General features: G+C 30.4%; 10 protein-coding genes. 4 read left to right on the forward strand and 6 right to left on the reverse strand.

Translation table 11 applies throughout. The annotated features are described in order from the left end of the window. Positions 1–27 precede the first annotated feature (27 nt). Positions 28–621 (reverse strand): DUF502 domain-containing protein, encoded by a 594-nt coding sequence (locus CONE_RS03435; protein WP_015397349.1) that lies wholly within the window; start codon positions 619–621, stop codon positions 28–30. Between the two features lie 551 nt (positions 622–1,172). On the opposite strand from CONE_RS03435, the gene CONE_RS03440 reads away from it, so the two are divergent. Next, a complete protein-coding gene (locus tag CONE_RS03440) occupies positions 1,173–2,378 on the forward strand; it encodes an aminotransferase-like domain-containing protein (protein ID WP_015397350.1) in 1,206 nt (401 codons plus the stop codon). An 8-nt stretch (positions 2,379–2,386) separates the two neighbouring features. Continuing rightward, positions 2,387–3,304 carry a 4-hydroxybenzoate octaprenyltransferase gene (ubiA, locus tag CONE_RS03445; protein WP_015397351.1) on the forward strand — a complete coding sequence of 306 codons (918 nt, stop codon included), beginning with the start codon at positions 2,387–2,389 and terminating at the stop codon, positions 3,302–3,304. Between the two features lie 6 nt (positions 3,305–3,310). On the opposite strand, the gene panB is transcribed toward ubiA, so the two are convergent. Together panB and ssb are read right to left on the reverse strand one after the other, a co-directional pair. Beyond that, on the reverse strand, positions 3,311–4,129 hold the full coding sequence (panB, locus tag CONE_RS03450; RefSeq protein WP_015397352.1) for a 3-methyl-2-oxobutanoate hydroxymethyltransferase: 819 nt from the start codon (positions 4,127–4,129) through the stop codon (positions 3,311–3,313). Positions 4,130–4,189: 60 nt separating this feature from the next. Then, complete coding sequence (gene ssb, locus CONE_RS03455; RefSeq protein WP_015397353.1) at positions 4,190–4,639, reverse strand: single-stranded DNA-binding protein; 450 nt, start codon at positions 4,637–4,639, stop codon at positions 4,190–4,192. A gap of 223 nt (positions 4,640–4,862) precedes the next feature. On the opposite strand from ssb, the gene uvrA reads away from it, so the two are divergent. Continuing rightward, a complete protein-coding gene (gene uvrA / locus CONE_RS03460; RefSeq protein WP_015397354.1) occupies positions 4,863–7,649 on the forward strand; it encodes an excinuclease ABC subunit UvrA in 2,787 nt (928 codons plus the stop codon). 124 nt (positions 7,650–7,773) lie between these two features. Here the strand turns inward: uvrA and aroB are convergent, their stop codons facing one another. Both aroB and CONE_RS03470 read right to left on the reverse strand, forming a co-directional pair. Then, positions 7,774–8,859, reverse strand: a complete 1,086-nt coding sequence (gene aroB / locus CONE_RS03465; RefSeq protein ID WP_015397355.1) for a 3-dehydroquinate synthase — start codon at positions 8,857–8,859, stop codon at positions 7,774–7,776. Next, positions 8,856–9,491: a shikimate kinase gene (locus tag CONE_RS03470; protein ID WP_015397356.1), complete on the reverse strand. Its 636-nt coding sequence runs from the start codon at positions 9,489–9,491 to the stop codon at positions 8,856–8,858. Before CONE_RS03470 ends, aroB begins: the two co-directional genes overlap by 4 nt. Positions 9,492–9,590: 99 nt before the next feature. Here CONE_RS03470 and CONE_RS03475 point away from each other — a divergent pair, with 99 nt between their 5' ends. After that, entirely contained in the window at positions 9,591–11,882 is a 2,292-nt protein-coding gene (locus CONE_RS03475; RefSeq protein ID WP_015397357.1) for a penicillin-binding protein 1A, read from the forward strand. Here CONE_RS03475 and cyaY read toward each other — a convergent pair. Then, positions 11,879–12,202, reverse strand: a complete 324-nt coding sequence (gene cyaY, locus CONE_RS03480; RefSeq protein ID WP_015397358.1) for an iron donor protein CyaY — start codon at positions 12,200–12,202, stop codon at positions 11,879–11,881. The two genes, CONE_RS03475 and cyaY, sit on opposite strands and share 4 nt — an antisense overlap. Between the last annotated feature and the right edge of the window lie 166 nt (positions 12,203–12,368).

The raw sequence follows: 12,368 nt of genomic DNA on the forward strand, positions 1-12,368 counted from the left end.
TACTTTAAATAATAATTTAAGATATTATTATTTAATTTTATGAGATGACACAATACCCATTGAAACAATATATTTCAGAGCTGTGTCTACATTCATATCCAGAGACTTAATACGATCCTTTCCTATGATCAAGAAGAAACCAGATGTTGGATTCGGAGTAGTAGGAACATATACGCTAACATAGTCATCGAATGGTAAACAAGATACAATGTTATTGTCTGGAGTTCCAGTAAGGAAAGCTATAGTCCAACATCCTTGTCTAGGATACTCAATTAGAACAGCTTGTCTAAAAGATTGGCTATCTGATGACAAAACTGTGTCACTAACCTGTTTTACAGAGTTATATATAGAACGGACCAATGGTATTTTACCTAGAATAGTATTCCAATAATCCAATAAAGTACGCCCTATTAAATTTGCAGTCATTATACCACTTGTCCATATAACAACCATAACTATGATTAACTGAAATCCTGGTATATCATAACTAAATAAGTATTTTGATGATAAACATTCTGGAACAAAGGTTTCAATTATGCCGACTAATATTCCTAATAACCATAAAGTTATAACTATAGGCACCCATACTAATAAACCAGTAATGAAATATTTTTTGAACATTATTATCACTCTTAAAGCATTGCTGAGATAAAAACTCAGTGATTAAAATTCAGATTATACTAATAGGCAAAGAGGATCAAGCAGAAACTTTTATTAAAAATGCTATGACTGACTATATGATCTGAGTGGTATGTTTCATAGAAAAATAAAACCCTCTACTATAACTAAAATTATCATGTTTTATGAAAAAATTTTACTAAAATTACAGCTTAAATATCTAAAAAATCAAATTCAAAACATCAGTATTTTAACAGATTAATTTATATTATAACCTACAGATTGTTTAGATTTTACACAATAAAATCACAATCATAAATTAAACATGGAATTTAGTTTACACAAAACATATAATATTATCTATATAATACTTTTATATAACAGGTATTTATAATTTCCTACAAGAAAAACTAAAGATCATAAAACACTACATGATAGTGAACCCAATTCGAAATGACACTATGTCATATGTTTTAGTATGTAACATGATAATGTTGTAATGTTATATTGCTATGTCTAAATTTTAATTTTTTAAATCTGTATGAGAATCATCTATGGATAAATCAATAGAACACGAATTTCATTTTTCGAAACGTGCTCAACAACTAACAAGTTCTGCTATTCGTGAAATACTTAAAGTTACAGAAAAAGCTGAAATAATTTCGTTCGCAGGTGGATTGCCAGCTCCTAGCGGATTCCCTGTTGATGTAATAAGGTTAGCTTTTGATAAAGTATTACGTGATAGTGGTAAAGTTGCTCTTCAATATGGAACAACGGAAGGTTTTTCCCCTTTGCGTAATTGGATTGCTGAAGAAATGAATAAAGAAGGAGCTAATATAACTAGTGATCAAATATTAATGGTCTCTGGATCTCAGCAAGCTTTAGACTTAATAAGCAAAATAATGGTTGATGATGGAGATAAAATACTTGTAGAAAATCCAAGTTATCTAGGAGCTTTACAAGCATTTAGTGTTTATCAGCCCAACTATATGCCTGTATTAACAGATGACGGTGGTCTTGTTCCAGATTCTATAACTCCTCAAGTCGCAAAGAATGCACGTTTTATATATGCCCTGCCTAATTTTCAAAATCCTACTGGAAGAACTTTAAATTTGGAAAGACGACAGAAACTAGTAAGCATAATGGCTAATTTAAATATTCCTATTATAGAAGATGATCCTTATGGTGAGTTAAGATATAACGGAACACCTAAACCTAGCCTGCTTTCTCTGTCTAATAAACTTGGAGGTAATGTTATTAGATTAGGTACTTTTTCTAAAGTTTTAGCTCCAGGATTAAGATTAGGTTACGTTATAGCACCTACAAGCATCATAAAAAAATTGGTTCAAGCGAAACAAGCAGCTGACCTTCACACTTGTACTTTAACTCAAATGGCTGTATACGAAGTTGTTAAGGATGGATTTCTTGAACAACATTTACCTAAAGTAAGGAATATTTATAAAACTCAATGTAATTGTATGCTTGAAGCTATTCAAAAAGAATTTCCTGCTGAGACAAAATGGACAAAACCAGAAGGGGGTATGTTTTTATGGATCAATTTACCAGAATATATAGATAGTACAGAACTTTTAAAAAAAGCAGTAAATAGAAACGTTGCTTTTGTAACTGGCAGACCTTTCTATATAGCACCTGGATATGGACAAAACAATACTATACGTTTAAGTTTTGCAACTGTACCGGAAGAGAAAATAAAACAAGGTGTATCTATACTTGGTCAATTAATAAAAGAAAATCTATAAACTAAAACATGAAAAATGACAAAAATCTTAATGATATCAATGCGAATAGTTTTTTTAATATCATGCTACCAAGAAATTGGCTACCTTTCATTATACTTTGTCGTTTAGATAGACCCATAGGTATATGGCTAACTATACTACCATGTTTCAGTGCTCTTATAATATGCTCCGATGGAATACCTTCTATCAGAAATATCATTATTTTTTCCATCGGAGCAATATTAATGAGAAGCATAGGATGTACATTTAACGATATTTGTGATCAAGAATTTGATAAAAAAGTTACCAGAACATGTCTCAGACCTTTAGCTACTGGAAGTATAACTCAAAAAAAAGCAATCACCTTTCTTTTGGTACAACTATTAACATGCTCATCGCTGTTACTTTTTATAAATTCAACCAGCAAATTGCTAAGTATAATATTGATTCCAATAGTTATAATATATCCTTTATGTAAGAGATTTACTTACTGGCCACAAATCATTCTTGGAATATGCTTCAATTGGGGAATATTGATTGCATGGTCAGAAGTAACTCACTTTGTTACTTTAAATGCTTTTTTATTGTGGCTAGGAGCAATATTTTGGCAAATAGGTTATGACAGTATATATGCATATGTAGATGCAGACTGTGATGAAGCTATAGGATTAAAATCAACAGCCGTTTTGTTCTCAGATAATGGAAAAATCTTTATATCTTTATTTTACATACTGGCAATAATATTTTGGATTCTAGCAGGTCACAATTTAAAGCTAAATTTTAGCTATTATTATGGTATAGCAATTATTTTTTTTCACTTCATCTGGCAGATATTTAATTTCCAACCAAAAAATCAGAAAAAAAATTTTTACCTATTTATTCAAAATATCTGGGTCGGTATAATTCTATTATCCTGTTCACTGACAGGAACTATATTTACAACATAGTCATTTCTATCTTTTAGAAAAGAAATAATTTTCTTTATCAGGGAATACGCCAGCACGGACTTCCTCAGCAAAACATTTGGCTGCATGTTGTATATTTTCTCCTAAATTTGCATAGGTTTTTACAAATTTTAAAGAGAAACTGGTATTCATACCTAGTATATCATCCACTACAAGAACTTGACCATCGCAATCTGAAGATGCTCCTATACCAATTACAGGAATATTTACTGCCTCTGTCACTTTTTTACCTATAGACTCAGCGACACATTCTAATACTAAAGCAAATGCTCCAGATTGCTCTAATGCAATAGCTTCTGACACTATGTTATCGATAACATGTTGATTTGGTCCAATAGCTTTAAATCCTCCAGAAATATTAAATTTTTGAGGCATTAATCCTATATGACCCATTACTGGTATACCTCTTTTGTTCAGAAAATAGATTGTTTCTGCCATTTCTTCCCCACCTTCTAGTTTAACTCCACTAGCTTTAGTCTCTGACAAAATACGGGCTGCATTTCTAAATGCTTGTGATTTTGATTCTTGATAAGATCCAAATGGCATATCAACGATAACACAAGCATTTTTAGAACTTCTAGATACAGCAGCTCCATGTGCTATCATCATATCCAATGATACTGACAATGTATCGCTAAAACCATATATGACCATTCCTAATGAATCGCCAACCAATATAATATCCACATAAGGATCAATATGATTAGCAATTGAAGAAGTATATGCTGTCAACATTACTAACTTTCTTTTTCCTTTGGATTCTTTAATGAAAGGTATGTTTTTTCGATTTTGCTGAGAATTAGTCATATTTAATCTTTTCTTATAAATTATATTGTAACATTTTCATTAGTATTAGATTTGCAAATATTAAAATGGAATATCATCTTCCATTTCTGAGATTTTCATAGCATTACTTTCATTATTAGAAATATTTCCTGTTTGACGAGAGATGTTTCCCGTAGTTTCAGTGACAACTGTATCCTTGTTACCTAACATCTGCATTTGATCAACAACTATTTCAGTTATATATCTATCAGATCCAGTATCTTTATCCTGCCATTTCCTTGTTTTTAGCTTTCCTTCCAAGTATACAGGTTTTCCTTTTTTTAAAAATTCTCCTGCTATTTCTGCTAATCTATTATATAAAACAACTCTATGCCATTCAGTCTCTTCTTTCCTTTCTCCACTATTTCTATCTTTCCACTGAGATGTTGTCGCTATAGACAAGTTACAGATCGCAGAACCTTCAGGTGTATATCTCAACTCAGGATCACGTCCTAAATTTCCTAAAAGTATAACTTTATTAACAGATGCCACTATAATCACTCCAAGTTATTAATAAGATTTGCTTCTAACTATTATTAAATTAAATAAATTTTGGTAGTATTTAATAGCAACTAGAATACATTGTTTATATCACTAGATATCATCTAACATATGAATTAACTTAAAAATAAATTCCCTAATCTTAATAAATCAAATATCCTGATATTTTATTTAGGGATAGAATATAATATTTACCTTCAGTGAAAATTTTATAATGAGTTATATTCATATACAAGGTGCACGTACTAATAATTTAAAAAATATAAACATTGACATTCCTCACTATAAATTAGTAGTTGTCACTGGAGTATCAGGATCTGGAAAATCTTCACTAGTATTTGATACTATATATTCAGAAAGTCAAAGAAAATACATAGAGAACATGCCAACTAGTTTTAGACAATTTGTCCATATGCTAAAACAGCCTGATGTTGATTTAATAGAAGGATTATCACCAGCCATTGCAATCAAACAAAAAACAAACTACAAGAACACAAGAAATACTGTTGGTACAGTAACAGAAATAAATGATTACATAAGATTATTATTTGCAAAAATTGGTGTACCTTTTTGTCCGGAACATAATCAACCATTGATAGTCAAAACTATTAGCCAAATAACTGATTGGACAATGTCCTTACCTATAAACAGTGATATATTGATATTATCCCCTGTCACAAAAAATGACTATGCATCACTGGAAACAATATGTAAAAACTTATTGTCACAAGGATTCTTAAGATTATATATAGATAATCAATTAATGGAAATAGAAGAAGCTATAACTAATAAAAAATTAGCTTGTACTAGCAAGATATATGTGGTTATAGACCGACTAAAAATTAAAGAAAACAATAAAGATCGCTTATCATCTAGTTTCGAAATAGCAACTAAGTTAGGCATAGGTCATGTATTAATAAAGAATTTAAGTGATGGGAAAGATAAAATTTTCTCAACAGTTCATTCATGCCCAATTTGCAATTATTTTATAAATATACTTGAGCCAAGTTTGTTTAATTTTAATAGCAGTAAAGGATATTGTAAAAAATGCAAGGGTATAGGTATCGAATATTACTTCGACAAATCTATTGTCGAAAATAATAATTTATCAGAAATATTAGAAATATTTTGCTTAAAAACTGGCATTAATATTGATGAATTTCATGAAATATATGGGTTGAATAATGAAAAATTATTTGACTCTATTAATATAAATAAAAAAGATCTAGTTCTAAGTCGAATAAAAGAATCTTGTGGATTAAAAAGAAACATAAATATTTCATCAGAAGAGATAATTACTTTTCTAGAGAATTTATTTAGAGAAAGCAAATCAAGTTATTTGAAGTCGTTATTAAATAAATGTCTAAAAATAAGGCCATGTTTAGAATGCAACGGTGCTAAATTGTGCTTAGAAGCTCGACATGTCATATTATATAATAATAATGAATCAAACAAAAAAGATAGTGGTCTTTCAATAACTGAAATTGAATCAATGTCTATAGATGATTGTTTGCTATTTTTTAAAAAGCTAGAAAAACAAGAAAACCTCATATCTCATCCGATATTAAAGCGTATACTCCCTCGCTTATCTTTTTTGATAAAAATGGGATTAGGATATTTATCATTAGGAAGAAGTATAAATACAATTTCTGGTGGAGAGGCACAGAGAATCAAACTCTCTAGTCAAATATGCTCAGGTTTAATCGGTATAACTTACATACTTGATGAACCATCACAAGGACTACATAAACATGATACAAAAATACTTATAGAAGCATTAAAAAACCTAAGAGATTTAGGTAACAGTATAATCATTATAGAGCACGATAAAGAAATTATATCATCAGCAGACTGGATTATAGATATGGGTCCGGAGGGAGGTAAAAATGGTGGATTTGTAACAGCCCAAGGAACACCAAAACAAATAATCGATAACCATAACTCATTAACTGGATTCTATTTAAACAACAATGATTACAAAAAAGTTTCTAATAAATGTGTAAACAATAAAACTAAATGGCTAATAATAGAAAAAGCAAAATTCAATAACTTAAAATACATAGATGTACATATACCAATAGGATATCTAACTTGTATTACTGGGGTATCTGGATCCGGAAAATCAACTCTAGTAAACGACATAATTCAATATGGAGTAACAAATAACTTATCTGGTTATAAAGAATTTTCTGATAGATATGAAGCACTTCGTGGAGCTGAGTTTTTTGATTATATAATAAAAATAGATCAGAATAGCATTAATAGTAATGGTACAACTAATAGTAATATTGCAACATATTGCGGGATCTTTACTACAATTAGAGAGCTTTTTTCTAAAACCATAGAATCTAAAATAAGAGGATACACTCTAAATAGATTTAGCTTCAATATGAAAGGCGGTAGATGCGAATTATGTAAAGGAGCAGGCATTAGTAAAGTAGAAATGCATTTTATGCCTGACGTATACGTAGTCTGTGAAGAATGCAAAGGTAGTAAATATAACAGAGAAACTCTGGAGATATACTACGGTGGACTAAATATTAGCGATGTTCTAAATCTAACAATAGGAGAAGCAAAGACTTTCTTTAAAAATATACCTAGAATAACTAATAAGATAGATATGCTAATTAAACTTGGTTTATCATATTTATCACTAGGCCATAATATTAATTCACTATCTGGTGGAGAATCTCAACGAGTTCAAATTTCCATAGAATTATCAAAACAAACACAAGGAAGAACACTATATATTTTAGATGAGCCAACTATTGGACTACATGATCATGATATTAAATTTTTGTTAAATATAATAAGAAACTTAATAGCTTGTAACAATACTGTTATAGTGGTAGAACATAATATAGATATAATCAAGACTGCAGACTGGGTTATAGACATTGGCCCTGGAGGAGGAGTAAATGGAGGATCAGTTGTAGCACAAGGGACTATAGAGACTATATCTAGCTCTAAAGATAGCTATACCGGAGTGTATTTATCATAAACGATCATCTAAATAATTTAAATATTAATTAAAATGATAAGGTAGCATAGACATAGAAAGATTAATTCAAAATAAATAAAACCATACCTATACTACATTATCAACTTATATGATACTTTTCAGATCAAATCTTGCTGGTAACTGTTTTAGCTATAACATATTCTATAGCATCGTGAGACACGTTTTGAATAACTGTTTCCCCTATGTTCTTCATAAGCACAAAACGTATTTCGCCATTCTCGTTCTTTTTATCTAACAACATTAGTTCAAGCCATCTACTTAAACCAAAATTTGGAGCTTTAAAGGGACATCCAATAGATGAAATCATATACCTTACACGGGCAATATCAGTTTCTTTAAACCCTGTAGAATATCCTGATAATTCTGCCGCCTGTACTAAGCCGCAACCTACGGCTTCACCATGCAGCCATTTACCATAACCAAGACCAGATTCTATCGCATGACCGAAAGTATGACCGAGGTTAAGTATAGCTCTAATACCAGACTCTTTTTCATCTTTACCAACAATATATGATTTTAATTCACAAGAACGTTTAATCGCATACTCTATAGCAACATCATCCAAACTAAGTAGATTATTAACATTATTCTCACACCATTCCCAAAAACTAGAATCTAATATAAGGCCATATTTAACTACCTCTGCTAATCCTGCAGAAATTTCTCTAGGAGAAAGAGTAGTCAAAACATCTGTATCTATTTCTACAGAAATAGGCTGATAAAATGATCCTATCATATTCTTCCCTATAGGATGATTTATAGCTGTTTTGCCCCCAACCGAAGAGTCTACTTGCGCTAATATTGTAGTAGGAACTTGGATAAAACGAATACCACGCATATATAATGATGCAGCAAAACCGGTTATATCGCCAATAACTCCTCCACCTAATGCCAATAACACAGCTTTTCTGTCTAGTTTGAAGTTTAATAAAGAATCAAATATTTTATTCAATGTAATCCAATCTTTATATTTTTCTCCATCAGGTAATTCGACATAGAAAACATTTTTGCCTGTTCTTAACAATACATCTCTAACACGCTTACCATATAAGCCACCAACAGTAGAGTTGGTAACTATAGCAATAGAAGTTGCATCTTCAGGTATGCTCTGATCTAAATAATCCAATCTGCCAGATTCAATATTAATCGGGTAAGATCCATTTGTAATATTTACATTAACCACATTCATTTAAATTTCTCGTATGTTTTTAAAATAGATACTAAATTATTAACTAAAGCATAAATACTAGTGTCACTGGTATTTATGATGATATCAGCAACTTCTTTGTAAATTGGATCTCTTTGCCTCAATATATCTCTCAATTTTTCATAAGGTTTACTTGTATTGGCTAAAAGTGGTCTGTTAGAATCCAAACTAGTACGCTGAAATAAGTCATCAATTGATGCTTGAAAATATACAACGATACCTCTTTTCTTTAAAATTTCTCTATTATAATGAGAAAGTACAGAACCTCCTCCTGTTGCTAGTACCGTATTAGTTTCATTAGAACATTCTGATAAAACTACCTCCTCTCTCTTCCTAAAACCTTGCTCTCCTTCTATTTCAAATATAGTTGTTATACTTACTCCGCAGCGAGTTTCTATAGCAAAATCTAAATCAATGAATTTTCTATCTAAAATATTAGAAATATTTCTTCCTATAGTGGTTTTGCCAGAACCCATCATTCCAATTAAAAAAATTGGTGTATCATAGGGTAGATTTTCCTTTGTAATATTTACAAATTCCATATTTTGATTTCTAGATTCAGGTAATATACTCTCTAAATCAGCCATTTCAGATAATTTCCTTAAATTAATCATAAGTTAATTATTACTTATAAAGAACAAAATTAAAATGAATTAAATAAGTTTCTAATATTTTCTAATAAATCAAACTGTTTAAAACTATCGATATTTATAATGAAACAAAGATATATATTGCCAAGATTTTTGATGAATACCATAGTTCTAGCTATAAGCATACTTGCTTCTATCATCTTTATAATTTGTATACTTATGTTCTTAGCTTGGAGGAAATTGCCTGATCTTAGCGCAATGATAGACTATAAACCAAGAATACCTTTGAGAATTTACAGCTCAGATAATATATTAATTGGCGAATTTGGAGAAGAACGTAGAAGCCTACTAAGCTTCCAAAATATACCAAACATAATGAAATTGTCAATATTGGCAGCAGAAGACGATAGATTCTATAAACATGGGGGAATAGATTGGATTGGGATAATTAGGGCTGGATTAACAAATTTGAAAAACATGTCAAAAACTCAAGGAGCTAGCACTATAACAATGCAATTAGCTCGTAATTTCTATCTATCATCAGAAAAAACATACTCAAGAAAACTATATGAATTAATGCTAACTTTAAAAATAGAATCTGAATTAACAAAAAATAAAATACTAGAACTCTATATGAATCAAATATATCTTGGTAATCGTGCTTATGGTTTTGCTGCTGCCTCCTTAGTATACTTTAACAAACCATTATCAGAAATTAACCTAGCAGAATCTGCAATGCTTGCTGGGATACCTAAAGCTCCGTCAATTTTTAATCCTATTTCAAATTTCAAAAGGACAAAGTTGCGACAAAGTTATGTTTTAAAAAGGATGATGTCTCTAGGATACATAACAACATATGAATACCAAGAAGCAATTGATACCAACATAAAGCTATACAATGCATGTAAAAAACAACATATTTATGAAATTCATGGTGAATACATTGCCGAATTAGTTAGACAACTGCTATTTAAAAACTTCAAGAGCGATCTATATTCTAAAGGAATTAATGTATACACCACAATAAGGTCAAAAGATCAAGATTCTGCTTATAAAGCTGTAAGAAAAGTAGTAATTGATTATACAAAAACAAAATACTTGGGTCCTGAGGAACAAATAGATATACCAATAGAATTAGAAGTGTCATCAATTTTATCTGAAAATAGGATAACTGAAATATTTGATAAGTATAATGACAGTGACGAGATCTTTGCAGCATTAGTTTTATCAACTCATGATAAATATATAACGGCAGTAAAGAAAGACAAGGCTATTATTAAAATAAATAACAGTGACTTATCAAAAGAAATAAGACGTGGTTCAGTAATACATATATATAAAGACAAAGGAGAAGAATTACGAATTATAAATATGCCAACCCTACAAGCTGCTTTTGTCTCTATATCACCAAAAGATGGTAGGATACTCTCACTAGTAGGTGGTTTTGATTTCTATAGAGGTAACTTTAATAGGGTAACACAAGCATGGAGACAGCCTGGTTCTAGTATTAAACCATTCATATATGCATCAGCAATAGAAAAAGGAATATCGCCTGCGACAAGAATTTCTGATCTTCCATTAAATATGACAGCGGAACAAACGGGATCAAAAGCATGGAACCCAAAAAATTATGGTCATAGGTATGAAAAAGACATGGTTTCTATGCGCAATGGTCTGTATAAATCAAAAAATATGGTATCTATAAGAATATTACAAAATATAGGACCTGAATATGCTAGAAATTATCTAGAGAAATTTGGTTTCGATAAATCACGTCAACCTGCTGTCATATCACTAGCACTAGGCACAGGACTAGTAACACCATTACAATTAACAAGTGCTTTTGGTATATTTGCTAATGAAGGACATTTGATACCACCATATTTAATAGAGAAAGTAACTGATAGCTATGGCAGAACTATCATGCAACACAATAAAATTGTGTCTAATCAAGATAATCAAGCTATAGATTCCAGAGTGGCATATATAATGAATGATATACTAAAAGGTGTTGTAAAGTATGGCACAGCCTCTAAAGCCCAAAAAGCACTAAATCGTTATGATATAGCAGGTAAAACCGGAACAACAAATGATTCAGTAGATGCATGGTTCTCTGGATATATAAAAGATATAGTAGCAACAGCATGGGTAGGATTTGATCAGCCAAAATCTCTAGGGTTAAATGAAACAGGTAGCAATATAGCAATGCCGGTATGGATTAACTACATGAAAGATGTGATAAAAGACTACTCTGAGCAAGAAAAAGAAGAAATTCCAGATGGGATTATTTTGCATAATAATGAGTTATATTTAAAAGAATTCCCACCTGATATAGCTGTATCGGAAATTAGACCATCAGAAGAGTTTTACAATGAAGATTTAAAAAATGTTATACGAAACAAATTTGAAGATTAAAACTCTAAAATAACTTCTCTACCGATAATATCTGTGCAACACTTTGATAATAGATCTGTAAAATTTAAACCATTACGATTGTCTATCCATTTACCATTATTATATTTATAATGGAATCCACCGATATTACTTACAGCGAACCATAACTCTTGTATACTGTTCTGACTGTTTATAACCATATTGCATCCATTATCAAATTTGATGCTTAATACATTACCACTCTTGGCCGTATCAACTTCAGATGAAAATAGATCATTGATTCTATCTTCTACATCTTCTAGTAACTTATCAATCAAAATACTAAAATCAGAATCTTTCATAATCTTTATTATAAATAATATTAAATATAAAATAGCAAAAACTATTATGCCACGTCAAACTAATTTGTTTCCTTATATATGCTTAATAAAAAGAAATTTACCATTATATTAATCACTGTTATATTAACTTGTAGTACACTTAGCTCATGTGGATATAAATGTCAAC

The organism is Candidatus Kinetoplastibacterium oncopeltii TCC290E, from assembly GCF_000340865.1.
Taxonomy (GTDB): Bacteria; Pseudomonadota; Gammaproteobacteria; order Burkholderiales; family Burkholderiaceae_B; genus Kinetoplastidibacterium; species Kinetoplastidibacterium stringomonadis.

Coding starts and splice junctions, on each gene's coding strand:
- uvrA (WP_015397354.1), top strand. CDS start 4,863: ATGAGTTATATTCATATACAAGGTGCACGTACTAATAATTTAAAAAAT.
- aroB (WP_015397355.1), bottom strand. CDS start 8,859: ATGAATGTGGTTAATGTAAATATTACAAATGGATCTTACCCGATTAAT.
- cyaY (WP_015397358.1), bottom strand. CDS start 12,202: ATGAAAGATTCTGATTTTAGTATTTTGATTGATAAGTTACTAGAAGAT.
- CONE_RS03475 (WP_015397357.1), top strand. CDS start 9,591: ATGAAACAAAGATATATATTGCCAAGATTTTTGATGAATACCATAGTT.
- CONE_RS03470 (WP_015397356.1), bottom strand. CDS start 9,491: ATGATTAATTTAAGGAAATTATCTGAAATGGCTGATTTAGAGAGTATA.
- CONE_RS03435 (WP_015397349.1), bottom strand. CDS start 621: ATGTTCAAAAAATATTTCATTACTGGTTTATTAGTATGGGTGCCTATA.
- CONE_RS03440 (WP_015397350.1), top strand. CDS start 1,173: ATGGATAAATCAATAGAACACGAATTTCATTTTTCGAAACGTGCTCAA.
- ubiA (WP_015397351.1), top strand. CDS start 2,387: ATGAAAAATGACAAAAATCTTAATGATATCAATGCGAATAGTTTTTTT.
- panB (WP_015397352.1), bottom strand. CDS start 4,129: ATGACTAATTCTCAGCAAAATCGAAAAAACATACCTTTCATTAAAGAA.